We start from the raw sequence: 26,402 nt of genomic DNA, 5'->3' as shown, positions 1-26,402 counted from the left end.
ACGAATGAATCCGACGCCCTCCCGTCGTCCGTCCGAGGGCGTCGTTTTTCTGCACGGTATCAGCCGGTCGTTTCGATCTCTCATCAAGATGCAACTGGCGGTCGAAGCCGCCGGCTTCGCCACACGGAACGTCGGCTATCCCAGCCGCCAAAAGGCGCTGTCGGCACTGGTCGATGACATCCACCCGGCCATAACGCCGTTCGCTGAAGCCAACGAAGGCTGCACGCATTTCGTCTGCCACTCGATGGGCGGCCTGCTGGCGCGTGCCTATCTGGCGCGCCACCGTCCATCGCGTCTGGGCCGTGTGGTCATGCTGGGCACGCCCAACGGCGGCAGCGAGATCGCCGATCGGCTGAAGGACTGGCTGCTGTATCGGACGTATTTCGGCCCCGCCGGGCAGCAGCTCGTGACCGCGCGCGATGCCGCCACCGAAACACTGTTGCCCGCCGTGGATTATCCGGTCGGTGTCATCGCCGGCGACCGCTCGCTCGATCCCATCGCCTCACGCTTCATGCTGCCCGGCGCAGACGACGGCCGTGTCACCGTCGCGCGCACCAGGCTTGACGGCATGACCGATCACATCGTGATCCCCGCCTCGCACGCACTGATGATCCGGAACAAGGAGGCGATCGCACAGACGATCGCGTTCCTGAAGGATGGACGATTCCAGACGGTCCGATAGCAGTTCCATACGCGATGCGCCAAGCATCTGCGGGCAGATCGACTAACCTTTGTCTCAAGCCGCCTTGATCGCAGCCAGGAATCTCTCCACCTGATCGCGCATCTTGCCAGACTGTCGGGCGAGCTCATCCGAGGCCGACAGCACTTGCCCTGCCGACGAACCGGTATCGCCAGCCATATCCGCTACGCCGCTGATGGTGCGCGAGATCTCGTTCGCACCTAGCGCGGCATGTTGCACATTGCGCGCGATTTCCTGCGTCGCGGCGCTCTGCTCTTCCACCGCGCTCGCGATGGAGGATGCGATCTCGTTGATACTGCCGATGGTGCCCGTGATGGCGCGGATGGCATCGACGGCATCGCCGGACGACGACTGGATCGCGGCGATCTGGGCGCGGATTTCCTCGGTGGCCTTCGCCGTCTGGCCGGCAAGACTCTTCACCTCGGACGCCACCACCGAGAAGCCACGGCCGGCGTCGCCGGCACGGGCAGCCTCGATGGTCGCATTCAGCGCCAGCAGGTTGGTCTGGCTGGCGATTTCGGTGATCAGATTGACGACATCGCCAATGCGCTCGGCCGCGGATGACAGCGCCATCACGGTATCGTTGGTGCGGCCGGCTTCCTCCACCGCCTTCTGGGCAATGGCGGCTGAATGCGAGACCTGACGGCCGATCTCGACCACCGAACTCGACAGTTCCTCCGTAGCCGCCGCGACCGTCTGCACATTGGTGGAGGTCTCGGTCGATGCCGCAGTCACGACGGTCGCCTGACGAATGGTTTCGCCCGCCGTGGTCGTCAGCGACTCCGCAGTGCCGTGAAGCTGCGACGATGCCGTCGTCAGCGCCGACAGCAAAGTGCTGATCTCGTCGTCGAACGAGCCGGTGAGTTCCGTCACACGCGCGGTGCGCTGGCTGCGGCGATTGATCTCTTCGGCCTCGCGTGCACTCAGCTCATTGGTCCTGATCATGTTGTCCTTGAAGACAGCCACAGCGCGTGCCATCCCGCCAATCTCGTCGCGGCGATCGGTGCCGCCGATCTCGGTGGTCACATCGCCATTGGCGAGATCGGTCATCGAGGCCGACAGCGCACCGATCGGGCGCGTGATGCTGCGCGCCATGGCCAGCACCGCCGCACCGCTGATCAGAAGCGCCAGCAGCATCAGTACCGAAGCCATGGTGAGCGTGCTGGCCGCATCGGCTTTCTTGGTCGCGACGGTCTTCGCGAGCTGATCGGCGAGACCGTCCTCCACTGCTTTCAGGAGATCGATGCGCGCGGTGCTCGCGTCGAACCAGGTCTTGCTGTCGAGCGATTTGAAATCGCCGGTAAGGCCGCCCTGCTCGATGGTCTTACGCATGGCATCGACGCGCTCGATTGCCGGACCGGACATGGTGCGCGTGAACAACTCCAGCGCTTGTGGCGTCGCCGAGGCGCGGAAGGCCGCGAAGAAACCTTCCTGACCGGCAGCCAGGCCAATGCCGCGCGAAAATGCGGGCAGTTCAAACTTGCCGGCAGCGATGCCACCGGCATTGAGCGCACGCTCCTGCCCCGCACGCTCCTTGCCTTCGATCAGATTGGCATAGGCGGAAACCGCCTTGGAGATATCGTCATCGGTGCTGAGTTTGGCGATGCCGGTGATGACGGCGATCTGCCTTGCGATGGTCTCGGTCAGACGACCGACGGCGGCAGGCGGCGCGATGGCGAGACTGTCCACTTCGCTGCGCAGCGCGTCGAGCTTGCCCATCACATCGCTGGCGCGATCCGCGAACGCCGCGAGATCGCTCGCTGCTACGCGCTTCAACTCGCCCAGGACGGGGACAGCGACAGCCCGCTCCGCATCGGTGCGTTTGCGCTGCTCCGGCAATTCGCTGCGCATCTGCGCGCCCTTGCTGTTGAGGAAGGCGGAGGTCATGCCGCGCTCCTTCTGCAATTCATGCACGAGGCGGCTGAGCTTGGTAACGCCTACGGCGACCGGCTCGAGCCGATCCATCTCGGAATAGACCCTCGCCTTGCTGGCGATTTCATAAGCCGCCAAAGCGGCGACGATGATCAAAGGAAGAATGGCGGACAGAGCAATGCGATAAAGAATCCTGGTGTGCTTCAACATGGTCACGCTCCCTATGACACACGTTGTACGCGTTAATCGTAAAGGAATCGCCTGATTAGAGTGACCAAATTTTGGTCACTCTAACAGCAGTGCCACGCGCCCAATTGCCTTTCGATCAGTCAACAAGCGCATTGCCTGTGCAACACTGGCGAGCGGCAGCCGATGCGAGACATTGGGACGGATCTGTCCGGCTTCCGCCCATGCGAGCAGTTGCGCAATCCGCGCCTCGCCGATGGCTGGATTCCTGCGCGCGGCCTCGCCCGCGCGGACGCCGAGCACGCTGGCGCCCTTGATCAGCACGAGATTGGTCTTCGCGACGCCGATACCACCGGTGAAGCCGATCACCAGCAGGCGCGCACCCCAATTGATGCAGCGCAAACTCTGCTCGAAGATCTCGCCGCCGACAGGATCGAACACCACATCAGCGCCCTTGCCATCGGTGATGCGCTTGACGGCATCCCTGAACGGCTCGGAGCCATACAGCACGCCATGATCGGCGCCGCGCGCCCTGGCGACGGCGAGCTTTTCTTCCGATGACGCAGCGGCAATCACCGTGGCGCCGAGCAGCTTGCCGATCTCGACAGCGGCGAGGCCGACGCCACCCCCGGCGCCATGCACCAGCAGCACTTCACCGCGCTTGATCTGCCCACGATCGACCAGCGCATGATGCGCGGTACCGTGGGCGGCGAGGAAGGTCGCGCCCTCGGCATAATCGAAGGTCGATGGCAACGGCGTGAGTTGCGATGGCGTGACGACGACTTCCTCGGCATAGCCGCCATGGCGCAGCTTGACGATGACGCGATCACCGGGTTTGAATCCCTTCACGTCATCGGCGATCTCACTGATATCGCCCGCAGCTTCCATGCCCGGCGTGAACGGCAGCTCGGGCTTGAGCTGATATTCGCCGGCCGCCATCAGAATGTCAGGAAAATTGATCCCGGCGGCCCGGATGGCGACGCGCACCTGTCCCGGCTTCAGCGGCAGTGATGTAAGTTGTTCGAGCCGCAGACTTTCCGGCGGTCCCAGCTCTCGGCAGACAATCGCTTTCGGCATCAGGCGGCGCTCTCGGCGCTTGCGGCGCCAACACGGCGGCGCTGCAGCGCCTCACGGATCAGCGGCAGGCGATCATTGCCGAAATACATGTCGGTCTTGTCGAGATAGATGGTCGGCGAGCCAAAGCCGCCCCGCGCAATCACTTCATCGGTGTTCGCCTTGAGCTGATCCTTGATCGCCTGCTCGCCAATGCCTGCGAAGAATTGGACGGGATCGATGCCGGTGCGCGTACAGATCCCGGTCAGCACCTCGTCCCTGGAAATATCCTTGTCGTCGCCCCAATAGGCTTCGAACACCGCGCGGGCAAACGGTACCATGGCGTCGTTCCCAAGCCAGATGCAGCCGCGCATCGCCTTCACGCTGTTCACGGGAAACACCGCTGGCGGCATCTTGATGGCAAGGCCCGCCGAGCGAGCCCAATCGCCGAGGTCCTTCTTCATGTAACGCGCCTTGGCCGGCACCGGCGTCTTGCGCGATTCATAGACGCTGGGATTGACCGAATTGAAGATGCCGCCGACCAGAATGGGCCGCCACGAGATTTCCTCGCCAAACTCCCTGGCGAGCGGCTGGATGTTGTGGAAGGCGAGATAGGTCCAGGGGCTGGAACAGTCGAAGAAGAATTCGATCATGGGTGTTTCCTCTTTGTTTTTTTATCTGTCATTCCGGGGCGTGACCGGCATGACGAATTTTATTGCTGCTGCGCCTGCGCATGCGCCGGTGCATCGACACCGAACATAATCTTCCTCGCCTGCTCATCCATCGGCTTCTTCTCCTGCTTGCCCACGGCAAGCCCGGCCTGTACCTGCGGCCGCGCGCGGACCAGCGCAAACCAGCGTTTCACGTTCGGGAAATCATCCAGCGTCAGCCCCTGCGCCTTGTGGGTCACGATCCAGGGAAAACATGCCATATCGGCGATCGAGTAATCGCCGGCTATGTAGTCGCGGCCTTCCCCGAGATGCGCATCCAGCACGCCATACAGCCGCCTGGCCTCGCGGGTGTAGCGATCCATCGCATAGGGAATTTTCTCGGGTGCGTAGAGCAGGAAGTGCCCGTTCTGGCCGAGCATCGGGCCGAGACCGCCCATCTGCCACATCAGCCACTGCAAGACGTCGAACCGCTTGCGCATCTCGGCCGGCATGAACTGACCGGACTTCTCGGCAAGATAGATCAGAATCGCGCCACTCTCGAAGATCGACACCGCATCGCCGCCGTCGGCCGGCGCGCGATCGACGATGGCCGGCATCCGGCCATTCGGGCTAAGCTTCAGGAACTCCGGCTGATGCTGGTCACCGCGGCCGAGCTGCATGGGGACGACCGTATAAGGCAGCCCGCACTCCTCCAGCATGATCGAGATTTTCCAGCCGTTCGGCGTCGGCGCGTAGTGCAGATCGATCATGGCTTTCCTCGACGTGTTTTAACCGATCCTAGCCCTCTCCCAAGGGGGCGCAATCCCGTATACGCGAGATCAGGAACGTGGCAGACAAGCCACCGCAAAACACAATTTCCGGGGAGCGAACAATGCTGTTTCCGACCACCATCGCCGGCTCGCTACCGAAGCCCGAATGGCTCGCCGAGCCGAACAAGCTGTGGCCCACCTGGCGCTCGTCGGGCGACGAGCTGGTGCGTGCCAAGCGCGACGCGACGCTGCTGGCGGTGAAAGTGCAGGAAGATGCCGGCGTCGATATCGTCACCGAAGGCGAACAGGCACGGCAGCATTTCGTCCATGGCTTTCTGGAAAAGGTCGACGGCATCGACTTCGCCCACAAGGTCGAGATGGGCATCCGCAAGGATCGCTACAAGGCGATGGTGCCGCAGGTGATCGCGCCGCTGCAGCTCAAGGGCCGCGTCCACGCCTTCGAAGCGCAGGCCGCCCGTGCGCACACAAAGAACAAGTTCAAGTTCACGCTGCCCGGCCCGATGACCATCATCGATACTTTGTCGGATAGTTATTATGGCGACCGCGTGAAGATGGCCTTCGCCTTCGCCGAACTGCTGAACCAGGAAGCTCTCGCATTGCAGGCCGATGGCGTCGACATGATCCAGTTCGATGAACCGGCCTTCAACGTCTTCATGGACGAAGCCGCCGACTGGGGTGTCAAGGCGCTGGAGCGCGCGGCACAGGGCCTCACTTGCGCGACAGCCGTTCACATCTGCTACGGCTACGGCATCAAGGCCAATACCGACTGGAAGGAAACCCTCGGCAGCGAATGGCGGCAATATGAAGAGATCTTCCCGGCCATCGATGCCAGCCCGATCCAGCAGGTCGCCATCGAATGCCGCAATTCGCGCGTGCCGCTGGAATTGCTGGGGCTGTTGAAAAACAAGATCGTGCAGGCCGGCGTGATCGATGTCGCCAGTGATATCGTCGAGACGCCGGAAGATGTGGTGGCCACCATCGAGGCCGTGATGAAGCACGTGCCGAAGGACAGGATCGTGCCCACGACCAATTGCGGCATGGCGCCGATGCAGCGCGATATTGCCGAAGCGAAGCTGAAGGCATTGGGGGCGGGTGCGAAGCTGGCGAGAGAGAAGCTGGGCTAAGGTACTTCGCCGCAACAAACGCCGTCATGCCCGGCCTTGTGCCGGACATGACTTCTTGGCACCAAACAAGGAGTGGATGGCCGGGACAAGCCCGGCCATGACGAATTCTAGTTTCCCGCGGCAGCACTCACATGCAGCACCGGACGATAGCCGGCGCGAAATGCATTCAGCGTGGATGGTGGTGTCAGCAATTGCGCGTCGACGAGTTCGCCGACCGAGGCGCTATATCCCGCAAACGACCATCGCAACGCCCGCCCCTGCGCGATCAGATAGCTCTCACCACCCGCCTGCACCATCGCCCCATTTGGCAGCGCGGCGATCGGTCCATCCACCGGATGCAACCGCTTCTTCCTGTGATCCAGCCGCTCCCGATGCAGCACCGCATCGATCTCCGTCGCCCGCGCCCGCGTGACGCCGTTGCCCTCTTCCCACGCTGCACGGAAACGGTTCGCATCGTCGCGGCGGCAATAGAAGCACGGGCGATGGCCGGCGGCGAAGGACGTCGCCTCGTCGAGGAAGAACAGCTCGGTCCAGCTGCGTGTCGCCATCACATCACGGCGACGCCCGCGAAACTCGCAGACGCAGGTGATCCAGGCCGGATTGGACCAGCGCCTGTTCAGGAGCGTTTTGCTGGAGGGATCATGGATGATGCCACGATTGCCGGTGAACGTTCCGCGCTCCGGTGTCGCGACGATATCGCCTGCCGGCGTGACACGATTTTGCAGCGGCAATCGCGTCTCCTCGCAACGAGCGCCTAGCCCGCGCCTTCGCGCATCGGCGGCTGGAATGACAGGCCGAGATCCCACGGAAAGAAGATCCATGTGTCCTGCGAGACTTCGGTGATGTACGTATCCACCAGCGGTCGCCCCATGGGCTTGGCATAGACAGTCGCAAAGTGCGCTTTCGGCAGCATGTCGCGGACGATGCGCGCGGTCTTGCCGGTATCGACCAGGTCGTCGATGATCAGGAGGCCCTTGCCGTCCCCGCCACCGAGTTTCAACGCATCGGCCGAGAGCCCCTTCAGCACCTGCAATTCGCCGCGCTTGTTATGCTCATAGCTCGCGATGCAAACCGTATCGATGACGCGGACGCCGAGTTCGCGCGCGACGATCGCTGCCGGCACCAGGCCGCCGCGGGTGATAGCGATGATCGCGTGAAACGGACCGGCACTATTCAGTCGCCAGGTCAGCGCACGGCAATCGCGATGGAATTGATCCCAGGACACCGGGAACGCCTTGCCGGCGCGCTCCTGCGCACTCAATTCCGGATGATCGGCCATATTCGTCTCCTCACATCGGTCGCCCTGGGGCGGCCGGACTTATATTGATCTACTCGGCAGTTCACTCTTAATTTCACTTGGGTGCGTTGAGCGTCGCCAACATCGCCTTGACGGCCTCCATTGCCGCATTGAGCTTATCCTGATCGCGCGAGCGTACCACCAGATTGGTGTTCGGCTTGCCCTGCTCGTCCAGGAACGGATAGCTGCCGATGATCGTGTCGGGATGGGCATTGGCGATCTCGCGCAGCGGACCGCCGACATCGCCTTCCCGCGCATTGGCCTTGACGGTGTCGGACAGCATCCGCACGCCGGACTTCAGCTTTGGCGCGACGATGTCCATCATCGCCTGCATGATTGATGGCACGCCGGCCATAACGATCACATTGTCGAGCTTGAAGCCGGGCGCCAAAATCGTTGCGCTCTGGATCAGGTCGGCGCCGTCGGGAATGCGGGCCATCCGCAGCCGCGCTTCGTTGAGGTCTGCGCCAAAGCGCTCCTTGAAACGGGCCACCACTTCCGGATGATGATCGATCTTGACGCCGAATGCCTTGGCCACCGCATCCGCGGTGATGTCGTCATGGGTCGGCCCGATGCCGCCGGTGGTAAAAACGTAGGTGTAGCGCTTCCGCAGCGCATCGAGGGCCGCGATGATGTCCGGCTCGTCGTCGGACACGACACGGACTTCCTTGAGGTCGATGCCGATATTGGTGAGATACTCGGCGATGAAGCCGATGTTCTTGTCCTTGGTCCGACCCGACAGAATCTCGTCGCCGATCACCAGGATGCCCGCGGTTACAATCTCGGTCATTTGTCGTTCCTCACCATTCCCGGGACCATGCGCAGGCAAAGTCCTGATGTCACGGGGTTTTGCTGCCGAAACGTGCAGCGTCCAGCCGTTTTTTCAGGCAGCATTTTGCGCATCCCCTACGAATTGCTCTTGTGGGATGCATATCGTGCTGGCCCGCCCCTTGCTACCATCCCTTTTAGTCGTGCAATCTCCGTACGGCCTCGAAACAACAGTCAGGGTACATGGCAGTCGCGTTCGACGAAATGAACGGGCCTCAAGGCGAGCTCCGCCCGGCCTATGAAGAACTCTCCCGCTGGCTCAAGGAGACGCCTCCGGACGCTTTGGAACATCGCCGCCAGGAAGCGGAGCTGTTGTTCCGCCGCATCGGCATTACCTTCGCAGTCTACGGCGATTCCGAATCCACCGAACGGCTGATTCCTTTCGACGTCATCCCGCGGATCATTTCCGGCAAGGAATGGACCCTGCTGGAAAAGGGCCTGAAACAGCGCACCCGCGCCATCAACATGTTTCTCAAGGACATCTATCACGGCCGCGAAATTCTCCGTGCCGGCCTGATCCCCGATGACCTGATCTTCCAGAACCCCGTCTTCCGTCCGGAGATGAACGGCCAGGACGTCCCCCACGACGTCTATGTGCACATCGCCGGCATCGACATCGTCCGCACCAATCCGGACGAGTTCTTCGTTCTCGAGGACAATGCCCGCACGCCCTCCGGCGTCTCCTACATGCTGGAGAACCGCGAGATCATGATGCGGCTGTTCCCGGATCTGTTCGCACGGCATCGCGTCGCGCCGGTCGAGAAATATCCGGATGAGTTGTTGTCCTGCCTGCGTTCTGTCGCGCCACGCTCGGCCTCCACGGAGCCCACCGTCGCGCTGATGACCCCCGGCGTCTACAACTCGGCTTACTACGAACACTCGTTCCTCGCCGACAAGCTCGGCGTCGAGCTGGTCGAGGGCCGCGACCTCATCGTCAAGAACGATGAAGTCTTCATGCGGACCACCGAAGGCCTGAAACGTGTCGACGTGATCTATCGCCGCGTCGATGACGATTTCCTCGATCCCCTCACCTTCCGCCCGGATTCGGCACTCGGTGTTCCCGGTCTGATGTCGGCCTATATGGCCGGCAACGTCACGCTGGCCAATGCGGTCGGCACCGGCATCGCCGACGACAAGGCGATCTACAGCTACATGCCGGAAGTGGTGAAATTCTATCTTGGCGAAGAGCCGATCCTGAAGAACGTTCCGACCTGGCGCTGCCGCGAGCCCGGCGATCTCGCTTACGTGCTCGATCACTTGAGCGAACTCGTCGTCAAGGAAGTCCACGGCTCCGGCGGCTACGGCATGCTGATCGGCCCGGCCGCGACCAAGGCGACCATCGAGGCGTTCCGCGACAAGCTGAAGCGCGAGCCGGAAGGTTTCATTGCCCAGCCGACGCTGGCGCTGTCGACCTGCCCGACCTGCACGGAGTCGGGTCTCGCGCCGCGGCACGTCGATCTCCGCCCCTTCGTGCTCACCGGCAGCAAGAACGTGTCCATCGTGGCCGGCGGCCTGACCCGCGTGGCGCTCAAGGAAGGTTCCCTGGTGGTGAATTCCAGCCAGGGCGGCGGCACCAAGGATACGTGGATTCTGGATGAATAAGGTTATGCGAATAGCGAGTAGCGAATGGCGAGTGGCGGGCGTCCGCCGCTATACAAAATTTGACGGACCCGCGCCTCAATGTTCGCCCTTCATCACCTATTCGTCACTCGCCACTCGCCACTCGCTACTCACCATTCGCCCCTCGCCCGGTACCCCACATGCTCTCCCGCACTGCTGAAAACCTGTACTGGCTAGCCCGCTATGTCGAACGCGCCGAATATCTCGCGCGCACGATCGAAGCAACTCTGCGCGTCACCGCGCTGCCGAATACCTATATCGGCCAGACCAACGAATGGGACTCGGCGCTACTGACTGCCGGTGTCAGTGCGGCTTTCTACGAAATCTACGAGGAAGCCAACGAAACCAACGTCGTCGACTATCTCTCGTTCTCGACGGCCAATCCCTCATCGATCCGCAACTGCATCGAGGCCGCGCGGCTGAATTCGCGCTCCGTCCGCACCGCACTGACGGGCGAGATGTGGGACACCATCAACAGCGCCTGGCTGGAGCTGCAGTCGGTCTGGAGCGGCGGCGCCAAGACACGCGAGCAGCTGGCTAATTTCTTGCGCTTTGTGCAGGAGACCTCGCTGCGCTTCGACGGCTCGGCCTACCGGACCATGCTGCGCAACGACGCTTACTGGTTCTCGCGACTCGGCCTGCATCTGGAGCGCGCCGACAACACTGCGCGCATTCTCGATGTGAAATATCATCTGCTGCTGCCCGAAGACGAACATGTCGGCGGCCCGCTCGATTACTATCAATGGACCTCGATCCTGCGCTCGGTGTCGGCGCTGACGGCCTATCACTGGGTCTATCGCGAGACGCTCAAGCCGTGGCTGATTGCCGACCTCCTGATCCTCAACGACACGCTGCCGCGCTCGCTGGCGAGCTGCTACGGCAATCTCGTCCGCAATCTCGACCAGATCGGCGTGTCCTATGGCCGTCAGGGCGCTGCGCAACGCCACGCCCGCGGCGTGCGAAACCGGCTCGAACACAGCAACATGCAGGATATCTTCCAGCACGGGTTGCATGAATTCATCCAGGAATTCATTGCAGACAACAGCCGTCTGGGCGACATCATTGCCAAACAATACCTGATTTGAGTGAAAGCGTTTTCAAGCGAAGTGGGCACCGGTTCCCGTGAAGAAAACGCGTCAAAACCAAGAAGCTGGAGCCCCGTTCCGATTTCATCGGAACGGAAAAGGCTTTAGCGTTCCGGCTCATCTGCAGATTCGGACATGTCGCCATGCGCCTGCGTATCGCCCATTCGACCACCTATCGCTACGAGCCGCCGGCTTCGGGCGTGATCCAGATTCTGCGGATGACGCCCGGCAGCCATGACGGCCAGTATGTCGCCGAGTGGCAGATCGACGTGTCCACGGATTCGCGCCTCGATTTGCATGAGGACGCATTCGGTAATGTCACCCATGTGCTGACCCATGGGCCGATCGCCGACCTCACCGTAACCGTCGAGGGCCTGATCGATACCCAGGACACTGGCGGCGTGCTGAAGGGCACCGACGAGCGGTTTCCGCCGAGCTTCTTCCTGCGCCAGACCGACCTGACCGGCGCCAGCACTGCGATGCAGACCTTTGCCAAAGATCTCGTGCCCAGCGCCGAGACCGACGTGCTCGGCTTCCTGCATGCGCTGATGATGGCCATCAATGAGCACATGACCTTCGACATTGATCCGACCAGCACAGGTACTTCGGCCAGCGAGGCCTTCATCGGCAAGCGCGGCGTCTGCCAGGATTACGCGCATATCTTCATCGCCTGCGCCCGCTCGGCCGGTGTCCCCGCCCGCTTCGTCTCCGGCCATTTCTGGCGTGCCGATGGCGAGATCAACCAGCAGGCTGGCCATGCCTGGGCCGAGGCCTATGTGCCGGATCTCGGCTGGGTCGGCTTCGACCCCGCCAATGCCATCTGCACCACCGACGCCCATGCCCGCGTTGCCATCGGTCTGGACTACCTCGGCGCAGCCCCTGTCCGCGGCACCCGTTATGGCGGCGGAACGGAAACCCTGACCGTCGCCGTCAAGGTCGATCAGGCCAATGGCCGCGGCCAGTCCCAGTCCCAGTCGCAAAGCCAGTCCTGAACAACCTGAAACTGGTTTTCCGAGGTTGCCCGGTCGAGACCCACCGCGTAAGACGCTTCCCTGTATTATTTTGGAGCGCGATCGGACGCAAAACCGTGGTCCACTTTTGCTGATCGCGCTCGCAAGGGACCCAAGATGACGTATTGCTGCGGAATTCTCGTCAAGGACGGCCTGGTGATGATCGCGGACACGCGCACCAATGCCGGGCTCGACAACATTTCGACCTTCCGCAAGCTGCACATTTTCAACCAGCCCGGCGAGCGCATCATGGCCGTGGCCTCCGCCGGCAATCTGGCGATCAGCCAGTCGGTGCTCTCCACGCTCAGCGAAGGGCTGGAGAATCCAACGACCGGTGAATTGGAAACCCTGCTGAACGCGCCGACGATGTTTCAGGCCGCGCAGCGCATCGGCCGCGCGATCCGGCACGTCAACGCCAGCGAAGGCAAAGCGCTCGAGGCCGAGGACATCAATTTCGACGTCTCGTTCCTGTTCGGCGGCCAGATCAAGGGCGCCAAGATGCGGCTGTTCATGATCTACCCGGCCGGCAACTTCATCGAATGCACGGTGGATACGCCCTATCTGCAGATCGGCGAGCATAAATACGGCAAGCCGGTGCTCGACCGCGCGATGCATTACGACGTCGAACTCTATGAGGCGCTCAAGACGGGGCTGATCTCGATGGACTCGACCATGCGCTCCAATATCGGCGTCGGCCTGCCGATCGATGTGCTGGTGGTACGCACCGATGTCTGCGATGCCGATCTCAACCACCGTATCGAAGCCGGCGAGCCCTATTTCCACGACCTGCGCTCGCGCTGGTCCGCTGCACTGCGCGCGGCACATCAAAGCATTCCACGCCCGCCCTACAAGAAAGACAATTGAGCGCGGCCGCGATGACCGCAGCTCCGATAAAATGGCGCATCATGACGGAGGCCGACCTGCTGGCTGTCCTCGCCATCGCCGATGCCGTTCATCCCGATTTCCCCGAAGATGAGGTCGTGTTCGCGAACCGCCTGACATTGAATCCAGGCGGTTGCGCCGTGCTCGAAGCCGAAGACGGGATCAAGGGTTATCTCATCAGCCATCCCTGGCAGTTCAAGGCGCCACCGGAGCTGAACAGCCTTTTGACGATGCCCGCTTCGCCATCGACCTATTACGTTCACGATCTTGCATTGCTGCCCGAGACCCGCAGATCCGGCGCAGCGACCATGGCCGTCGACATGATGGCGGCATGGGCCAGGCTGATGCAATTGCCCAATATGACGCTTGTTGCCGTCAATAATTCGGTTCATTTTTGGCAACGGCACGATTTCACCATCATGCGCGATTCCGAACTGGATCAGAAACTGCAAAGCTACGGCGACAACGCACGTTTCATGGTCCGGGACCTCACTTAAAAAGACAAAAGACCTCTCGTAAAAAGAAAACAGGGACGAAACAGATGACCAACAAGATCGCACTCGTGACCGGAGCAGGCACCGGCGTCGGCCGTGCCGCGTCGCTCGCGCTGATGAACAGCGGCTTCACCGTCGTGCTCGCCGGCCGCCGCATCGAACTGCTGCAGGAGACCCAGAAGCTCGGCGCGGCCAATGGCGGCAAGAGCCTTCCCGTGAGCGCCGACATGGCGGACCCTGCGTCCATCGCAGCACTGTTCGCCAGGACCATGCAGGAGTTCGGCAGGCTCGACGTACTGTTCAACAATGCCGGCATGGGTGCGCCCGCGATCCCATTCGAGGATCTCGGCCTAGAGCAGTGGCAGGCCGTGGTGAACACCAACCTCACCGCGCCGTTCCTGTGCACACAGCACGCCTTCCGCATCATGAAGGACCAGACCCCGCGCGGCGGCCGCATCATCAATAACGGCTCGATCTCGGCGCATGCGCCGCGCCCGTTCTCGGCCGCCTACACCTCGACCAAGCACGCCATCACCGGCCTCACCAAGGCCAGCAATCTCGACGGCCGCGCCTATGACATCGCCGTCGGCCAGGTCGATATCGGCAATGCTGCCACACCCATGACCGACCGCATGGTCAACGGCCCCGGCGTGCTGCAGCCTGACGGCACCTCGAAGCAGGAGCCACGCATGGACGCCAAGGCCGTCGGCGATGCGGTGGCCTATATGGCCGGCCTGCCGCTCGATGCCAACGTCCTGACCATGACGGTCATGGCCACGAAGATGCCATTCGTCGGACGCGGCTAAAACGTAACCCGCCTCAACGGCATTGCGATTGCATGACATGGGAAGCCGCGGCATCATCACCGCGGTTTCGGGGGATTCATGCTTCAGCTACAATCGGCGTTCGGCGTTATCGCACTGTTGGCAATCGCCTGGGCGCTCGGTGAGAACCGCAGCAAGGTGTCGCTGAGACAAGCCGCGATCGGCCTCGCATTGACGATCGTCACTGCCGTGACCCTGCTGAAGCTTCCCGTCCTGACGCGCGCCTTCGGCAGTATCAATGACGCCGTCAGCACCATCGCCGCGGCGTCGCGCGCCGGCACCTCTTTCGTGTTCGGTTATCTCGGCGGCGGCGCATTGCCGTTCGATCTCAAGAATCCCGGCGCGGATTTCGTGCTCGCGCTGCAGGCACTCCCCGTGGTGCTGGTCATCAGCGTACTGACCAGCCTGTTGTTCTACTGGCGTATCCTGCCGCCGATCGTGCGTGGCATGGCGTGGCTGCTCGAGCGCACGCTCGGCATCGGCGGCGCCGTCGGGCTATCAACGGCCGCGAATATCTTTCTGGGCATGGTCGAGGCCCCGCTGTTTATTCGCCCTTACCTCGCGCAGCTCACGCGCAGCGAACTGTTTCTGGTGATGACGGGCGGCATGGCGGGGATCGCCGGTACCGTGCTGGTGCTCTACGCCACTTTCATGGCCCCGCTGATCCCCGACGCGTCGGCGCATTTTGTGATTGCTTCCGTGCTCTCGGCGCCAGCGGCGATCCTTGTCAGCCTGATCATGGTGCCGGAGACGGAGGATCGTCGCACCGGTGGATTGCTCTCCAATCCGGACGCATCGGCCACGAGCACGATAGATGCCATCGTCAAGGGCACGAGTGCCGGCATCGAACTGCTCGTCAACATCATCGCCCTGCTGCTGGTCTTCGTGGCGCTGATGTATCTCATGAACGCAATCCTCATGATGATGCCGACCGTGGGAGGCAACTCGCTGTCCGTGCAGCGCATGCTGGGTTACGTGATGGCACCGGTGTGCTGGCTGATGGGCCTGCCGTGGGACCAGGCGCTGACCGCGGGCTCGTTGATGGGCGTCAAGACGATCCTCAACGAGTTGATCGCCTATGTTCAATTGGCGAAGCTCGGCCCCGATGCGCTGGATGCGCGCTCGCGCCTCATCATGCTTTACGCGCTGTGCGGATTTGCAAATTTTGCCAGCCTCGGAATTATGATCGGAGGTTTGGGCACGATGGCGCCGGAACGTCGTGACGAAATCAACGCGCTCGGTGTGAAGTCGATCGTCTCGGGGACGCTGACGACCTGCCTGATGGGCGCGGTCGTGGGCGTCCTGACGTGACGCTCAGCCCTTGACCTCAACGGTCTTGAACTCCGCCGGAAGGATCACTTCCAGTAGTTCGCAATTGTCGGAATAATCGCGGATCAGATGCTTGATGCGCGGCGGCTGGGTCCAGCTCGAGCCCTGGCGCATCAGTGTCTCGCCCTCGCCCTCCATGTAAGTCTTCACCCAGCCGTTCAGCACATAGACCAGCTGAAATTCGGCATCGTGATAGTGAAGCTTGGAGACCTCTTTCGGATCGCAAGGTCCGATCAGCCGGATGACATGCGCCTGCGCCAAGCCGCCCGTCGCAGCGGCGACGCCGAGATCGCGATACTTCGCGTAGGCACGCAGGCCATCGCCGAGAAATGCTTCTTCGAGATAATGACTGATCGCAACGCGTTGCTTGCGACGCTTGCCTGGTTTCGCCGCGGCTTTGGCGACAGCTTTTGTACCCGCCTTGGTCGGCTTACCAACAGAGAGCTCGTTTGCTGCTTTCGCGACCGCCCGTTTCGCAGGCTTCTTCGTGGCAGCCGTTTTCGCCGCGCTCTTTAACGTCCGCTTCTGCTTCGCCATGTCGTGTTTCCCACCCGGCGCAGTGCCGAACAAACGGCAAGCGCACCCGGGAACCTAGCTGTAGTTCAGCACAGCGGCAATTCATCCGGCGCGTTGAGAGGCGCGTGTTAATGCAACCGGAACACGCCATCGACGGCACGAAGCTCAGCCGGCTTGATCAGTTTCGAATGCGCGACGGTCACCGCGAATAGTGGGCCATCGAGCTTCTCTTGCCAGAAATCCAGGAAATCCTTCAGCGCGGGAAACTTCGGAAACAGATCGTAGTTCTGCCAGACATAGGTTTGCAGCAGCGAAGGATGGTCGGGCATCCGGTAGAGGATCTGTGCCGTCGTCAGTCCGTAGCCAAGCACCTGCTTTCTGAAATCGTCAGAAGCTGCATTTCTCGAGACCATGTTCAACCTCCATGGACAGAGCGCATTCGGCTAAGTGGATTCCGGTTTGGCGTCGAACTTCGCTCTGCTCTCCTGTGACCGTGCTGGCTGCAGCGAACCGGCTTCCACTTCGCCCGTGACAACACGATGCATGAAATGTGACGCAAGCAACGTCTTCATCACAAGCTTAAAAGTTTAATAATGTATTGAAAGCCGAGTGTTAGCAGCCACTTAGCGCGGGTGCTAGTGGACTGGACGTCCACCGTTCGGGGTTCTTAACCAATTCTGGCACCCGTCATATTTGAGTGCCAAAATATTTGATACAGACCCTTGCCGGTGGGGAACGTTCGGCCTATGTCCGGACCAGCTGTGCTGGCACTTGTTGGCGCAGACTGCCAATTTGAAATTTCTCAAGCATCTACAGAAACTTAGGAGGACTGCATGAAATTCCGTCCGCTTCACGATCGCGTTGTGGTCAAGCGTATCGACGCCGAAGAGAAGTCCGCTGGCGGCATCATCATTCCGGATAGCGCCAAAGAGAAGCCCTCCCAGGGCGAGATCGTCTCCGTCGGCCCGGGCGGCCGCGACGAAGCCGGCAAGCTGATCCCGATCGATCTGAAGGTCGGCGAGCGCGTGCTGTTCGGCAAGTGGTCGGGCACCGAGGTCAAGATCGACGGTCAGGACCTTCTGATCATGAAGGAAAGCGACATCATGGGCGTTCTCGAAGGCGCCGCTCCCGCCAAGAAGAAGGCCGCTTAAGCGCCTTTCCTCTCTCCCCTTAATTTTCAAGGAAGCAAAACATGTCAGCCAAAGAAGTGAAATTCGGCGTTGATGCCCGCGACAAGATGCTGCGCGGCGTCGACATTCTCGCCAACGCGGTGAAGGTTACCCTCGGTCCCAAGGGCCGCAACGTCGTCATCGACAAGTCGTTCGGCGCTCCCCGCATCACCAAGGACGGCGTCACCGTCGCCAAGGAAATCGAGCTCGACGACAAGTTCGAGAACATGGGCGCCCAGATGGTGCGCGAAGTGGCCTCGAAGTCGGCCGACGCAGCCGGCGACGGCACCACCACCGCGACCGTGCTTGCCCAGGCCATCGTCCGTGAAGGCGCCAAGTCGGTTGCTGCCGGCATGAACCCGATGGATCTGAAGCGCGGCATCGACCTGGCTGTGGAAGCCGTGGTTGCTGACCTCGTGAAGAACTCCAAGAAGGTCACCTCGAACGACGAAATCGCCCAGGTCGGCACCATCTCGGCGAACGGCGACGCGGAAATCGGCAAGTTCCTCGCAGACGCGATGAAGAAGGTCGGCAACGAGGGCGTCATCACGGTTGAAGAAGCCAAGTCGCTCGAAACCGAACTCGACGTCGTCGAAGGCATGCAGTTCGACCGCGGCTACATCTCGCCCTACTTCGTCACCAACGCCGACAAGATGCGCGTTGAATTCGACGACGCCTACATCCTGATCAACGAGAAGAAGCTCTCCTCGCTGAACGAGATGCTGCCGCTGCTCGAAGCCGTCGTGCAGACCGGCAAGCCGCTCGTCATCGTCGCGGAAGACGTCGAAGGCGAAGCTCTCGCCACCCTCGTCGTCAACCGTCTGCGTGGCGGCCTCAAGGTTGCTGCCGTCAAGGCACCGGGCTTCGGCGATCGCCGCAAGGCCATGCTGCAGGACATCGCGATCCTGACCGGCGGCCAGGCGATCTCGGAAGATCTCGGCATCAAGCTCGAGAACGTCACGCTCGCCATGCTCGGTCGCGCCAAGAAGGTGATGATCGACAAGGAAAACTCCACCATCGTGAACGGCGCCGGCAAGAAGGCCGACATCGAAGCACGCGTGGCGCAGATCAAGGCGCAGATCGAAGAGACCACTTCGGACTACGACCGTGAGAAGCTGCAGGAGCGTCTCGCCAAGCTGGCTGGCGGCGTTGCCGTCATCCGCGTCGGCGGCGCGACCGAAGTCGAAGTGAAGGAGCGCAAGGACCGCGTTGATGACGCGATGCATGCGACCCGCGCTGCGGTTGAAGAAGGCATCGTCCCCGGCGGCGGCGTCGCTCTGCTCCGCGCTTCGGAACAGCTGAAGAAGATCAAGACCGCCAACGACGACCAGAAGACCGGCGTCGAGATCGTCCGCAAGGCCCTGTCGGCTCCGGCTCGCCAGATCGCCATCAACGCAGGCGAAGACGGTTCGGTCATCGTCGGCAAGGTACTTGAGAACGCGTCCTACTCGCATGGCTTCGACTCGCAGACCGGCACCTATGGCGACATGCTCAAGAAGGGCATCATCGACCCGACCAAGGTTGTCCGTGCAGCGATCCAGAACGCCGCATCGGTTGCCGGCCTCCTGATCACCACGGAAGCCATGGTTGCCGAACTGCCGAAGAAGAACGCTCCGGCCGGCGGCATGCCTCCGGGCGGCGGCATGGGCGGCATGGACTTCTAAGTCCAGCCACTCAAGGCAAGTACAAGAATGCAAAACCCCGGCAGCGATGCCGGGGTTTTTGTTTGAGGCTGGTTGTTTTGGAGAACATGCCAGACAATCGCGGAAGCCGCCAAGTACCTAAAGCTTTGCGGGTTGTATGGCTACGGATCGTCTACTTGATGGAAGCGTCAGGGAGACAATCATGCGCATACTCATCGCTCTTTTTTTTCATCTGCCTCAGCACAGCCGCGCATTCGGCTGCACGCAGCGTCTTTGAGAGCGCCAAGCACGTATATGCGGTGATGGATCTGCGGCAGAATCTCTTGAGTGAATGCGCAAAACAGGATCCGGCGAACAAGGGCAAATACAACGCCGAGACCACTCGCTACCGACAGCAGACCAGGGCGCTGAGCGAGAAGGTGCGACAGCTTATCGCTGCCGAAGTGCCATCGACTCCACCGGAGCACAGCATAGGGGTCATCGTAAAATGGTCGGAAAGTGAATCGCGGCGCAATCTGGATTTCCAGCTTCAGCCGCAGCACCGTGCGCAATTCATGCAGAAATGCAGCTACATCATCGATCCCGACAACCGCCCGCGATCCAACGCCGCCAAGGCGCAGCACAACCAGATCATGGGTCTTCCCGAGGATGAATGGCCAGCCGATGTCCGCGCCATCAACGCATGGAAGCAGTAGTCAGACGTCTCGACGAAATCGCCCTCTCCTCGCCACAGTTCCTTCAGTTTCAATTCATGCGCAGAACGTAACTCTCCGGCATGGCGGATCGAACCGCCTCACCCAAGGAGAACGCATTTGAAGAAGTTTGCTTTTGGATTTGCCGCTGCCGCAGTTATCGGGTTTGCCTCGCTCACCGCGCCGGCTTCCGCCTCCACCACCGTGCAGAGCACCAAGGTGGCCGCGCCGATCACCGATTTTTCGTCACAGCGTTACGTGTCACGCCGCACCGTGATTCGCCGCGGTCCGGTCTGCACCATGCGCACGGTTGTGCGCCGCGGTCCGTATGGCCGCCGCGTCGTGACCAAGACGCGGGTCTGCCGCTAGAAGGCGATCGACATCGGCAGCTAGAAGACTCTGCTTGGCTGTCACACCAAAAGCCCGGCCATTGCGCCGGGCTTTTTTGTTGCCTGTTTCAGGCCGGCGCCACCGGGGAAGCGTCGTCGCTCAGCGAGCACGCCAGGATCGCCATCAGGAGCCCGGGAAACCGCGCTTCGATATCGGCCGCCCGCACCGTGTTTTGATGCTCGACGCCTTTCTTGCTGGTCTGGATCAGACCAGCCTCGCGCAGCACGCGAAAATGGTTCGACAAAGTGGACTTGGCGATGGTCGGGCATGGCGACGCTGCCGTGCAGGACAGGCAGCCACTCTCCTGCAGCAGGCCCCGGACGATCTGCAGCCGGATGGGATCAGCCAGCGCCGAGAGTACACCGGCCAGCGTGATGTCCTTGGTCGCGGGGTGAACGAACTGAGCCATAAAAAAGATATAGGCGCCCCCTTGCGGTGGTTCAATAGTTCCATACTTCCGAACAATTGAAGCATCCAAGAGGGATCACGACCATGACCAAGACATTCGAAGGCAAAGTTGCGCTGGTGACCGGCGGCTCAAAGGGCATCGGCGCTGAAATCGCCATCCAACTCGCCGCCGGAGGCGCTGCCGTCGCCGTCAATTACGCATCCAGCAAGAAGGGCGCCGACGAGGTCGTCGCGAAGATCACCGCCAAGGGCGGCAAGGCCGTCGCCGTGCACGGCAATCTCGCCGAGCCGGACGGCGCCAAATCCGTGGTGGCCGAGACGGTCAAGGCATTGGGGCCGATCGACGTTCTCGTCAACAATGCGGGCGTCTATGAATTCGCCCCTCTCGACAGCATTACGCCGGAGCACTTTCACAGACATTTCGATCTGAACGTGCTCGGGCTCCTGCTCGCCTCGCAGGAAGCGGCCAGACACTTCAACCCCAATGGCGGCAGCATCATCAACATCTCATCGGGCGTCTCGACCATCACCCCGCCGGGCTCGGCGGTCTACACCGCGACCAAGGCCTCGGTCGATGCGATCACCTCGGTGCTGGCGAAGGAGCTTGCGCCGCGCAAGATCCGCGTCAACGCCGTCAATCCCGGCATGATTGCAACCGAGGGCGTAGTGACAGCCGGATTCCATGAAGGCGAGATGCGCAAGTGGATCGAATCCGTCACGCCGATGGGGCGCATCGGCAAGGTCGAGGAAATCGCCTCCGTGGTGGCTTTCCTGGCTTCCGATGCTGCATCCTATGTGACCGGCGAAACGCTACACGTCACCGGTGGATTCAGGTAATCCACGCACTCTGCTCAACAGCCATCCGACATATGTCAAAGGCGGTGCAATCAGCGCCGCCTTTGCTCGTTATCGCAAGGCCTGATCTCGCTCTGCCTCAATCATCATCCCCGCCGGCCGGCGACATCTGCGGCATCGACGGTGTCTGCATGCGATCGGGAGCCGCAGGCTGCGCACGCTCGCGCATTGGCGCTTGCCCACGCGTCATCTGGGCCTGATTGTTGGCCGACTGCGGAAAGAACACATTGTAGCAAGCACGGCTCAAGCGCGGGCCGGCGTTGCGCAGGCAGTTTTCAACGTGCCCCTCGTCCGGCATCGCCGAAGTACAGAGGCGAAACGCATCCGGCGTGCAGGCTTCGCGCTGTGCGTCGGTGCCGCGGGCCAAAGCCGCGGCGCTGGAACCCGCAATCAGCGCCACAGCGGTCGCCAGGCTTGTCAGAGTGCTTGCCATCAGTCCTGCCCTTACGAAGTAACGACAGGTGAAATTCTCAGTGGCGCGCTCGGTTCCTTGCTGGCCGCTCACATGCTGCTGAAAATGCAGGCTTAAGCGCGCGTAACGACAGAGCCGATCAGTTGGCAGGCTGAGCGCCTTCTTCGATCTCGTCCGTCCACACCTTGAAACTGACAAGGGTGTTGGGCCCGAATGTCTGCGTGATCGGCACATCCGCGGCATCGCGGCCCTGCGCTATCAGCACACGTCCGATGCGCGGGATATTGTTGCGGGCATCAAACGTGTACCAGTGGCCGCCGAGATAGGCTTCGAACCAACCCGCGAAATCGCCGTCGGCCCATGGCTTCGGCATGCCGATATCGCCGAGATAGCCGGTGCAGTAGCGCGCGGGGATGTTCATGCAGCGGCAGAACGTGATGGCCAGATGCGCATAGTCGCGGCAGACGCCCTTCCCCTCGTTGTAAGCATCCCAGGCGGTCTTGGTCGCGCGTGCATGCTCGTAACCGAACTGGATATGATTGTGCACGAAATCGCAGATTGCCTGCACGCGCGCCCAGCCAGGCGCGGTCCTCTCGAACAATTGCCAGGCAACGTCCGACAATCGATCCGTCTCGCAGTAGCGACTGCCCAGTAGATAAACGATCGTATCGGCCGGAAGATCCTCCACTGCGTGCTGCACCGCGGACGGGACAATGATATCCGGCTTGCCGCTATCATTGACGATGCCGTCGGCTTTGAACGTGATGCGGCCTGTCGGCGCAACAATGCGGCTGCACCAGTTACCGAAGCCATCGCGATACGGCGTTATCGGGACAGCCGGGCTCGTCGTGAGATAGTCTGGCACAACGACATCGGAGGCACGCGTGAAATGCGTTCCCATCACGATCATGACAGGCGTCGGCTGCGGGAAATCATAGATCATCTCGTAGCCAACACGGATCTTCATGCAAAACACCTCATCCCTGCAAAATCGTTGTTTTCAAAAGCAAGACACCGCAAGCGTCGCACATTGCGTGACGATCTTGCGAGAAAACTCAGCGCAAGCGTCGGCCGCAACGTCATCGATGTCGGATACATCCTCGAAATAGCGACAAAACGTCCAATAACAAGACAACCGAAGCAATATTCGACGAAATGCCGGACTGCACAAAGAAATCGATAGCTAATGCCTGTGAATAGGCGCACGCTCAATATATGCCGGATCTCAGCAGCGACATGCGCGCGTGACGACGAGATCGCGCCGTGAGACCGTTACTTTCAAACATCCTTTCCAGTTGAAAGGCCTTGGTCGGTTGATCCCGGCAGGGTCGTATGACGTCGTCACCGATGAGGAGATGATCGAGGGGCTGTCCTTCGCTAGCTATCGGCGCATGGCGACCATGATCATCGTGCCAGGCGCGCCGCCCCATACGAGATCCATGGAAATGATCTCGATTGGGTCGCTTGAACTGGCAGATGCGCAGCGCATCGATGCGAGTGCGCCATGACCGAAGGCCCGGTCGAACTCGATAGCCGCCGGGGTATGGCCGCACAGAAAGCCACCGACATTCGGCGAATTCTCGCCGAGGTCGAATCCAACGCCAAAGCCCTGCGCAAACGCCAGCAGGAGCTTGAAGAGCACCTCCTCACTGCACCTGCCACGACGTGGCCGGAGGCTGCTGCCAAGGCACGTTACGTGCTCAATCTCTACGCTGCGTCGCTGAGTGTGCAGGACTCCCGCCACCGCGATCTGATCGCAATCGTGCTGGACGATTTCACGCGGCTTGCCGCCAACGATTGATCCTATCTGTCACCGAACATTGCAGCTCCCGGCCGCAATCAATAATCGAAAGTCTCACCATGCAGAATCTCTTGCACCGTCACGTTCAAGTCGCAGAATCTCTCCGTCTCGGCGTTGAATCCGGCTGGTACAGCACCAAGATCAGCGGAACCTTTGTTACAGGCCCACATCCCACCGAGGCTGAATGCCTGCGCAAGATCGCCGAACTCAATCCTGTCGTGCCGAAGCGCAAGGCCTGAAGCGGGACGACGACGATGGCACTCACACACGGTGTTTTCCAAAGCTTCGAATATAATCGCATGGTCGTCCTGTTCTCGATGATGAATGACGCGACCGAAGTCGCGTGCGCGATCAGCACCAGCGCGATGGACGAGCTTGAAAAGGCGACACGCACCAAGCCCGAACAGCGTGAGGAGCAGTTCATCCGGCTGCGCGACCGTATCGAGGCCTGCGCGGCGCATAAATTCGCGAACGCCGAATTCGAGGGCAAGCCACCCGGCATCGTTCTGCGCAGCATCGATTTCCGGTAACGTCTCCCGCTGTTGAACCCTTCCTCCTCGCGGTGTGACCAACGCCAGTCACACGCGAGAGGTTAAGTCATGCGCCGCCTTCCAAGCCTGAGCCGTTGCGCCATCCGCATCCTGTTCGTTAGCCTGCTGGCGAGCGCAGCGATACCTGTGGCGCAAGCTGCCGCCGATGACGCACAGCAATGTATGGATGCGGCCGGCGTCATCGCGATCGCGGCCTGCGACCGCGCCATCGCGTCAGGCAACTACCGCGATCGCCAGCTTGCGGAGCTGCATTTCAACCGTGCCTTCGAATACAAGGAACGGCACGAAAGCGGTCCCGCCATGGCTGCTTTCGACGAAGCGATCCGCCTCAACCCGGATTACGCCCGCGCCTATTTCATGCGCGGTAATCTCTGGCTCGCCCGCGGCGACAACGACCGCGCCATCAGCGACTTCAACGTCGCGCTGGATCTCGATCCCAACAACACCGATGCCTATGTCAATCGCGGTGTCGCGCGGTACGCCAGGAACGATAATGACCGGGCCATTGCCGATTACGATATGGCGATCCGCCTCAATCCGCAGGAAACGGGCGCCTACAGCAATCGCGGCGGTGCCTGGCTGGTGAAGGGCGATCACGACCGCGCGGTCGCCGATTTCAGCGAAGCGATCCGGCTCAGTCCAAACGATCCCTGCCCGATCTTCAACCGCGGCTTCGCCTTCAGCCTCAAGGGTGACAACGATCGCGCCATCGCCGACTACAGTGAGGCGATCCGCATCGCACCGACCTATGTGGCGGCGCTGACCAATCGTGGCGGCGTGTGGTCCGACAAGGGCGACAACGACCGCGCGATGGCCGATTTCAATGCGGCGCTGCGCATCAATCCGAAATACGCCAAGGCACTCTATCTGCGCGGCATGACGCGACTGGAGACAGGCGACACCACGGGCGGCGCCTCCGATGTTGCAAACGCAAGGAAGATCGATCCGAAGGTCGGCTCATAAGTGACTGACTACGCATCGCCTTTACAGGCGACGCGCGCTTATCGATCAGTCGAGCTTGGCGACCACGATGAGGCGTTTCACTTCGCCGTTGCGATAGGCCTGCAGGAACTTGTTGTAGTCCCGGAACGAGACGCAGCCGTTAGAGTCGCCATTGGGGCCGAGCATGTAGGTATGGGCGAGCAGGCCGGTGCGGCCATAGATCGCGCCCTCACCGCCCACCGGCGTCAGGCGCAGCGCCGCCACGCCATGGAACAGGGCCTCGCGCGGCTTGAGGTCGTAAATATGCGGCGGGGTCACACCGCGCATTCTCTCATGCGCGTAAGCGGGATTATCGAGACGGTTGCCGAGGCCGGAATGCGCTTCCAGTTTGGTGCCGTCGGGCATGTACACTTTGCGTGCGGAGATATCGTAGACTGCGGTAGTACGATCGCTCAGGGTCGGCTCATTGCTGGCCGCGGCGTCGGTGCCGTTGGTCAGCACGCCGCCATCGGAGCCGGCATAAGCGAGCACGGGACCGGATTGCGGAGCGTTGCCGCCGAACAGTTTTTCGAAGACGTTGAAATTGCCAGACTTGGGCTGTGCGGCCAGCGCCAGCCGCGCCTTCTGCACCAGCGAGTCGTGGCCATAGGCGCCGCCCTTGGCCGCGCGGGCCTGCGCGACGGGCTGTTGCGGCGGCGCTTCGGCGACCTGCGGCGCGGAGGCCGTACGGGCATCGGAGGGCCGTGCAGCGGGCATCGGAATGCTGTCGACGAGCTGGCGCACCGTCGGTGCCGGCTGCATCAGCGCGACTTCCTGCGGCTTCGCAGCCGGTGCAGGAACCACGGACTCGGAAGCGGACGTGCGCTTGACGAAGCGCTCGGGCGCGGCTCCCATCGAATAGGTCGGGTCGAACCAAGCGACTTCGCGCTTCGGCTCGGTCTGCGCGGCAGCGAGCGGCGCATTCACGGCCGGCTCGAAACGCTCGGTGAATGACGTACGGTGTTCGGCGCGTGAGAAGCGGCCGTCGAAGCGCTCGGCGAAGGACGACTGGCCGACGCCTGCATCACTGCCGAGATTGGCGGAGACCATCGCAGGCTCCACGCCATTCTGGAAAAGCTTGCCGGCGAGCGTCCATCCACCGGTCAATGCGACGGCGGCAAGTGCTGCGCCGGTCACGAACATGCGTGAACTGGATTTCGACACCTGATGCTGGCCCCGGCGCGAGGATGCAGAATGGTCCAACGCACGTTTACTGCTGCTCATACGCCTGACGTCCAA

General features: G+C 61.5%; 32 protein-coding genes. 19 read left to right on the top strand and 13 right to left on the bottom strand.

All coding sequences use genetic code 11. The annotated features are described in order from the left end of the window. The first annotated feature begins 4 nt into the window (after positions 1 to 4). Positions 5 to 682, top strand: coding sequence for an alpha/beta fold hydrolase (locus AC1RLZ_RS01110; RefSeq protein ID WP_493187141.1), 678 nt, complete (start codon positions 5 to 7; stop codon positions 680 to 682). A 54-nt stretch (positions 683 to 736) separates the two neighbouring features. Here AC1RLZ_RS01110 and AC1RLZ_RS01105 read toward each other — a convergent pair whose 3' ends face one another. The 4 genes from AC1RLZ_RS01105 to AC1RLZ_RS01090 all read right to left on the bottom strand — a co-directional run bounded on the left by AC1RLZ_RS01105 (position 737) and on the right by AC1RLZ_RS01090 (position 5,231). After that, positions 737 to 2,782, bottom strand: coding sequence for a methyl-accepting chemotaxis protein (locus tag AC1RLZ_RS01105; RefSeq protein ID WP_493187140.1), 2,046 nt, complete (start codon positions 2,780 to 2,782; stop codon positions 737 to 739). A gap of 75 nt (positions 2,783 to 2,857) precedes the next feature. Continuing rightward, on the bottom strand, positions 2,858 to 3,835 hold the full coding sequence (locus AC1RLZ_RS01100) for an NADPH:quinone oxidoreductase family protein (RefSeq protein WP_493187139.1): 978 nt from the start codon (positions 3,833 to 3,835) through the stop codon (positions 2,858 to 2,860). Continuing rightward, positions 3,835 to 4,464: a 2-hydroxychromene-2-carboxylate isomerase gene (locus AC1RLZ_RS01095; RefSeq protein ID WP_493187138.1), complete on the bottom strand. Its 630-nt coding sequence runs from the start codon at positions 4,462 to 4,464 to the stop codon at positions 3,835 to 3,837. The genes AC1RLZ_RS01100 and AC1RLZ_RS01095 overlap by 1 nt, the downstream gene beginning before the upstream one ends. 59 nt (positions 4,465 to 4,523) lie before the next feature. Continuing rightward, entirely contained in the window at positions 4,524 to 5,231 is a 708-nt protein-coding gene (locus AC1RLZ_RS01090) for a glutathione S-transferase N-terminal domain-containing protein (RefSeq protein ID WP_493187137.1), read from the bottom strand. A gap of 122 nt (positions 5,232 to 5,353) precedes the next feature. Between AC1RLZ_RS01090 and AC1RLZ_RS01085 the strand changes: the two genes are divergently transcribed. Continuing rightward, positions 5,354 to 6,376 carry a methionine synthase gene (locus AC1RLZ_RS01085; RefSeq protein ID WP_493187136.1) on the top strand — a complete coding sequence of 341 codons (1,023 nt, stop codon included), beginning with the start codon at positions 5,354 to 5,356 and terminating at the stop codon, positions 6,374 to 6,376. A 107-nt stretch (positions 6,377 to 6,483) separates the two neighbouring features. Here the strand turns inward: AC1RLZ_RS01085 and AC1RLZ_RS01080 are convergent, their stop codons facing one another. The 3 genes from AC1RLZ_RS01080 to AC1RLZ_RS01070 form a co-directional block, all read right to left on the bottom strand. Beyond that, positions 6,484 to 7,107: a hypothetical protein gene (locus AC1RLZ_RS01080; RefSeq protein WP_493187135.1), complete on the bottom strand. Its 624-nt coding sequence runs from the start codon at positions 7,105 to 7,107 to the stop codon at positions 6,484 to 6,486. A gap of 23 nt (positions 7,108 to 7,130) precedes the next feature. Beyond that, positions 7,131 to 7,655, bottom strand: coding sequence for a xanthine phosphoribosyltransferase (gene gpt / locus AC1RLZ_RS01075; RefSeq protein WP_371423887.1), 525 nt, complete (start codon positions 7,653 to 7,655; stop codon positions 7,131 to 7,133). Positions 7,656 to 7,728: 73 nt separating this feature from the next. Next, positions 7,729 to 8,463, bottom strand: coding sequence for a competence/damage-inducible protein A (locus AC1RLZ_RS01070; RefSeq protein WP_493187134.1), 735 nt, complete (start codon positions 8,461 to 8,463; stop codon positions 7,729 to 7,731). A gap of 221 nt (positions 8,464 to 8,684) precedes the next feature. Here AC1RLZ_RS01070 and AC1RLZ_RS01065 point away from each other — a divergent pair, with 221 nt between their 5' ends. From AC1RLZ_RS01065 to AC1RLZ_RS01035, 7 genes are all read left to right on the top strand, one after another. Further along, complete coding sequence (locus AC1RLZ_RS01065) at positions 8,685 to 10,103, top strand: circularly permuted type 2 ATP-grasp protein (protein ID WP_089264954.1); 1,419 nt, start codon at positions 8,685 to 8,687, stop codon at positions 10,101 to 10,103. Between the two features lie 158 nt (positions 10,104 to 10,261). Then, on the top strand, positions 10,262 to 11,206 hold the full coding sequence (locus tag AC1RLZ_RS01060) for an alpha-E domain-containing protein (protein ID WP_493187133.1): 945 nt from the start codon (positions 10,262 to 10,264) through the stop codon (positions 11,204 to 11,206). 143 nt (positions 11,207 to 11,349) lie between these two features. Continuing rightward, a complete protein-coding gene (locus tag AC1RLZ_RS01055) occupies positions 11,350 to 12,198 on the top strand; it encodes a transglutaminase family protein (RefSeq protein ID WP_493187132.1) in 849 nt (282 codons plus the stop codon). Between the two features lie 135 nt (positions 12,199 to 12,333). Further along, positions 12,334 to 13,080 (top strand): proteasome-type protease, encoded by a 747-nt coding sequence (locus AC1RLZ_RS01050; protein WP_493187131.1) that lies wholly within the window; start codon positions 12,334 to 12,336, stop codon positions 13,078 to 13,080. 11 nt (positions 13,081 to 13,091) lie between these two features. Further along, a complete protein-coding gene (locus tag AC1RLZ_RS01045) occupies positions 13,092 to 13,595 on the top strand; it encodes a GNAT family N-acetyltransferase (RefSeq protein ID WP_493187130.1) in 504 nt (167 codons plus the stop codon). A gap of 44 nt (positions 13,596 to 13,639) precedes the next feature. Further along, a complete protein-coding gene (locus tag AC1RLZ_RS01040) occupies positions 13,640 to 14,398 on the top strand; it encodes an SDR family oxidoreductase (protein ID WP_493187129.1) in 759 nt (252 codons plus the stop codon). 78 nt (positions 14,399 to 14,476) lie between these two features. Further along, a complete protein-coding gene (locus tag AC1RLZ_RS01035) occupies positions 14,477 to 15,727 on the top strand; it encodes a NupC/NupG family nucleoside CNT transporter (RefSeq protein ID WP_493187128.1) in 1,251 nt (416 codons plus the stop codon). Positions 15,728 to 15,730: 3 nt separating this feature from the next. Here the strand turns inward: AC1RLZ_RS01035 and AC1RLZ_RS01030 are convergent, their stop codons facing one another. Together AC1RLZ_RS01030 and AC1RLZ_RS01025 are read right to left on the bottom strand one after the other, a co-directional pair. Beyond that, positions 15,731 to 16,282, bottom strand: a complete 552-nt coding sequence (locus AC1RLZ_RS01030) for a cupin domain-containing protein (RefSeq protein WP_493187127.1) — start codon at positions 16,280 to 16,282, stop codon at positions 15,731 to 15,733. A 107-nt stretch (positions 16,283 to 16,389) separates the two neighbouring features. Beyond that, complete coding sequence (locus tag AC1RLZ_RS01025; RefSeq protein ID WP_068736319.1) at positions 16,390 to 16,674, bottom strand: usg protein; 285 nt, start codon at positions 16,672 to 16,674, stop codon at positions 16,390 to 16,392. A gap of 420 nt (positions 16,675 to 17,094) precedes the next feature. On the opposite strand from AC1RLZ_RS01025, the gene AC1RLZ_RS01020 reads away from it, so the two are divergent. From AC1RLZ_RS01020 to AC1RLZ_RS01005, 4 genes are all read left to right on the top strand, one after another. Further along, positions 17,095 to 17,412 (top strand): co-chaperone GroES, encoded by a 318-nt coding sequence (locus tag AC1RLZ_RS01020; RefSeq protein ID WP_089264960.1) that lies wholly within the window; start codon positions 17,095 to 17,097, stop codon positions 17,410 to 17,412. Positions 17,413 to 17,453: 41 nt separating this feature from the next. Further along, positions 17,454 to 19,094, top strand: coding sequence for a chaperonin GroEL (groL, locus tag AC1RLZ_RS01015; protein WP_493187126.1), 1,641 nt, complete (start codon positions 17,454 to 17,456; stop codon positions 19,092 to 19,094). A gap of 86 nt (positions 19,095 to 19,180) precedes the next feature. Continuing rightward, positions 19,181 to 19,768 carry a hypothetical protein gene (locus AC1RLZ_RS01010; RefSeq protein ID WP_493187125.1) on the top strand — a complete coding sequence of 196 codons (588 nt, stop codon included), beginning with the start codon at positions 19,181 to 19,183 and terminating at the stop codon, positions 19,766 to 19,768. Positions 19,769 to 19,885: 117 nt separating this feature from the next. Next, a complete protein-coding gene (locus tag AC1RLZ_RS01005) occupies positions 19,886 to 20,134 on the top strand; it encodes a hypothetical protein (RefSeq protein WP_493187124.1) in 249 nt (82 codons plus the stop codon). Between the two features lie 88 nt (positions 20,135 to 20,222). Here the strand turns inward: AC1RLZ_RS01005 and AC1RLZ_RS01000 are convergent, their stop codons facing one another. Next, the gene (locus AC1RLZ_RS01000; protein WP_493187123.1) at positions 20,223 to 20,564 is read right to left on the bottom strand and encodes an ArsR/SmtB family transcription factor; all 342 of its coding nucleotides are present in this window, start codon (positions 20,562 to 20,564) and stop codon (positions 20,223 to 20,225) included. Between the two features lie 83 nt (positions 20,565 to 20,647). On the opposite strand from AC1RLZ_RS01000, the gene AC1RLZ_RS00995 reads away from it, so the two are divergent. Further along, entirely contained in the window at positions 20,648 to 21,400 is a 753-nt protein-coding gene (locus tag AC1RLZ_RS00995; RefSeq protein WP_493187122.1) for an SDR family NAD(P)-dependent oxidoreductase, read from the top strand. A gap of 97 nt (positions 21,401 to 21,497) precedes the next feature. On the opposite strand, the gene AC1RLZ_RS00990 is transcribed toward AC1RLZ_RS00995, so the two are convergent. Continuing rightward, on the bottom strand, positions 21,498 to 21,851 hold the full coding sequence (locus AC1RLZ_RS00990; protein WP_493187121.1) for a hypothetical protein: 354 nt from the start codon (positions 21,849 to 21,851) through the stop codon (positions 21,498 to 21,500). A 118-nt stretch (positions 21,852 to 21,969) separates the two neighbouring features. Continuing rightward, entirely contained in the window at positions 21,970 to 22,797 is an 828-nt protein-coding gene (locus tag AC1RLZ_RS00985; protein WP_493187120.1) for a transglutaminase-like domain-containing protein, read from the bottom strand. 277 nt (positions 22,798 to 23,074) lie between these two features. Here AC1RLZ_RS00985 and AC1RLZ_RS00980 point away from each other — a divergent pair, with 277 nt between their 5' ends. From AC1RLZ_RS00980 to AC1RLZ_RS00960, 5 genes are all read left to right on the top strand, one after another. Then, complete coding sequence (locus AC1RLZ_RS00980) at positions 23,075 to 23,338, top strand: hypothetical protein (RefSeq protein ID WP_493187119.1); 264 nt, start codon at positions 23,075 to 23,077, stop codon at positions 23,336 to 23,338. Further along, positions 23,335 to 23,631, top strand: coding sequence for a hypothetical protein (locus AC1RLZ_RS00975; protein WP_493187118.1), 297 nt, complete (start codon positions 23,335 to 23,337; stop codon positions 23,629 to 23,631). Before AC1RLZ_RS00980 ends, AC1RLZ_RS00975 begins: the two co-directional genes overlap by 4 nt. Positions 23,632 to 23,690: 59 nt before the next feature. Beyond that, positions 23,691 to 23,870, top strand: coding sequence for a hypothetical protein (locus AC1RLZ_RS00970; protein WP_068736084.1), 180 nt, complete (start codon positions 23,691 to 23,693; stop codon positions 23,868 to 23,870). A gap of 15 nt (positions 23,871 to 23,885) precedes the next feature. Continuing rightward, positions 23,886 to 24,161 carry a DUF1488 family protein gene (locus AC1RLZ_RS00965; protein ID WP_371419818.1) on the top strand — a complete coding sequence of 92 codons (276 nt, stop codon included), beginning with the start codon at positions 23,886 to 23,888 and terminating at the stop codon, positions 24,159 to 24,161. 69 nt (positions 24,162 to 24,230) lie between these two features. Next, on the top strand, positions 24,231 to 25,145 hold the full coding sequence (locus tag AC1RLZ_RS00960) for a tetratricopeptide repeat protein (RefSeq protein ID WP_493187117.1): 915 nt from the start codon (positions 24,231 to 24,233) through the stop codon (positions 25,143 to 25,145). 45 nt (positions 25,146 to 25,190) lie between these two features. Here AC1RLZ_RS00960 and AC1RLZ_RS00955 read toward each other — a convergent pair whose 3' ends face one another. Then, complete coding sequence (locus AC1RLZ_RS00955; protein WP_493187116.1) at positions 25,191 to 26,387, bottom strand: DUF2778 domain-containing protein; 1,197 nt, start codon at positions 26,385 to 26,387, stop codon at positions 25,191 to 25,193. Positions 26,388 to 26,402: the final 15 nt, after the last annotated feature.

The organism is Tardiphaga sp. GW822-FHT04G09, from assembly GCF_058800725.1.
Note: the sequence above shows the minus strand (reverse complement) of the source record. Positions and strands in the feature narration are given on the sequence as shown.

Excerpts from the sequence above, each read along its gene's own strand:
- AC1RLZ_RS01050 (WP_493187131.1), top strand. The coding sequence starts at position 12,334 with ATGACGTATTGCTGCGGAATTCTCGTCAAGGACGGCCTGGTGATGATC.
- AC1RLZ_RS01055 (WP_493187132.1), top strand. The coding sequence starts at position 11,350 with ATGCGCCTGCGTATCGCCCATTCGACCACCTATCGCTACGAGCCGCCG.
- AC1RLZ_RS01045 (WP_493187130.1), top strand. The coding sequence starts at position 13,092 with ATGACCGCAGCTCCGATAAAATGGCGCATCATGACGGAGGCCGACCTG.
- AC1RLZ_RS00970 (WP_068736084.1), top strand. The coding sequence starts at position 23,691 with ATGCAGAATCTCTTGCACCGTCACGTTCAAGTCGCAGAATCTCTCCGT.
- AC1RLZ_RS01025 (WP_068736319.1), bottom strand. The coding sequence starts at position 16,674 with ATGGTCTCGAGAAATGCAGCTTCTGACGATTTCAGAAAGCAGGTGCTT.
- AC1RLZ_RS00955 (WP_493187116.1), bottom strand. The coding sequence starts at position 26,387 with ATGAGCAGCAGTAAACGTGCGTTGGACCATTCTGCATCCTCGCGCCGG.
- AC1RLZ_RS01040 (WP_493187129.1), top strand. The coding sequence starts at position 13,640 with ATGACCAACAAGATCGCACTCGTGACCGGAGCAGGCACCGGCGTCGGC.
- AC1RLZ_RS01095 (WP_493187138.1), bottom strand. The coding sequence starts at position 4,464 with ATGATCGAATTCTTCTTCGACTGTTCCAGCCCCTGGACCTATCTCGCC.
- AC1RLZ_RS00995 (WP_493187122.1), top strand. The coding sequence starts at position 20,648 with ATGACCAAGACATTCGAAGGCAAAGTTGCGCTGGTGACCGGCGGCTCA.
- AC1RLZ_RS00960 (WP_493187117.1), top strand. The coding sequence starts at position 24,231 with ATGCGCCGCCTTCCAAGCCTGAGCCGTTGCGCCATCCGCATCCTGTTC.
- AC1RLZ_RS00985 (WP_493187120.1), bottom strand. The coding sequence starts at position 22,797 with ATGAAGATCCGTGTTGGCTACGAGATGATCTATGATTTCCCGCAGCCG.
- groL (WP_493187126.1), top strand. The coding sequence starts at position 17,454 with ATGTCAGCCAAAGAAGTGAAATTCGGCGTTGATGCCCGCGACAAGATG.
- AC1RLZ_RS01065 (WP_089264954.1), top strand. The coding sequence starts at position 8,685 with ATGGCAGTCGCGTTCGACGAAATGAACGGGCCTCAAGGCGAGCTCCGC.
- AC1RLZ_RS01020 (WP_089264960.1), top strand. The coding sequence starts at position 17,095 with ATGAAATTCCGTCCGCTTCACGATCGCGTTGTGGTCAAGCGTATCGAC.
- AC1RLZ_RS00990 (WP_493187121.1), bottom strand. The coding sequence starts at position 21,851 with ATGGCAAGCACTCTGACAAGCCTGGCGACCGCTGTGGCGCTGATTGCG.
- AC1RLZ_RS01035 (WP_493187128.1), top strand. The coding sequence starts at position 14,477 with ATGCTTCAGCTACAATCGGCGTTCGGCGTTATCGCACTGTTGGCAATC.
- AC1RLZ_RS01060 (WP_493187133.1), top strand. The coding sequence starts at position 10,262 with ATGCTCTCCCGCACTGCTGAAAACCTGTACTGGCTAGCCCGCTATGTC.
- AC1RLZ_RS01110 (WP_493187141.1), top strand. The coding sequence starts at position 5 with ATGAATCCGACGCCCTCCCGTCGTCCGTCCGAGGGCGTCGTTTTTCTG.
- AC1RLZ_RS00975 (WP_493187118.1), top strand. The coding sequence starts at position 23,335 with ATGACCGAAGGCCCGGTCGAACTCGATAGCCGCCGGGGTATGGCCGCA.
- AC1RLZ_RS01085 (WP_493187136.1), top strand. The coding sequence starts at position 5,354 with ATGCTGTTTCCGACCACCATCGCCGGCTCGCTACCGAAGCCCGAATGG.
- AC1RLZ_RS01090 (WP_493187137.1), bottom strand. The coding sequence starts at position 5,231 with ATGATCGATCTGCACTACGCGCCGACGCCGAACGGCTGGAAAATCTCG.
- AC1RLZ_RS01000 (WP_493187123.1), bottom strand. The coding sequence starts at position 20,564 with ATGGCTCAGTTCGTTCACCCCGCGACCAAGGACATCACGCTGGCCGGT.
- AC1RLZ_RS01010 (WP_493187125.1), top strand. The coding sequence starts at position 19,181 with ATGCCAGACAATCGCGGAAGCCGCCAAGTACCTAAAGCTTTGCGGGTT.
- AC1RLZ_RS01030 (WP_493187127.1), bottom strand. The coding sequence starts at position 16,282 with ATGGCGAAGCAGAAGCGGACGTTAAAGAGCGCGGCGAAAACGGCTGCC.
- gpt (WP_371423887.1), bottom strand. The coding sequence starts at position 7,655 with ATGGCCGATCATCCGGAATTGAGTGCGCAGGAGCGCGCCGGCAAGGCG.
- AC1RLZ_RS01105 (WP_493187140.1), bottom strand. The coding sequence starts at position 2,782 with ATGTTGAAGCACACCAGGATTCTTTATCGCATTGCTCTGTCCGCCATT.
- AC1RLZ_RS00965 (WP_371419818.1), top strand. The coding sequence starts at position 23,886 with ATGGCACTCACACACGGTGTTTTCCAAAGCTTCGAATATAATCGCATG.
- AC1RLZ_RS01100 (WP_493187139.1), bottom strand. The coding sequence starts at position 3,835 with ATGCCGAAAGCGATTGTCTGCCGAGAGCTGGGACCGCCGGAAAGTCTG.
- AC1RLZ_RS01070 (WP_493187134.1), bottom strand. The coding sequence starts at position 8,463 with ATGACCGAGATTGTAACCGCGGGCATCCTGGTGATCGGCGACGAGATT.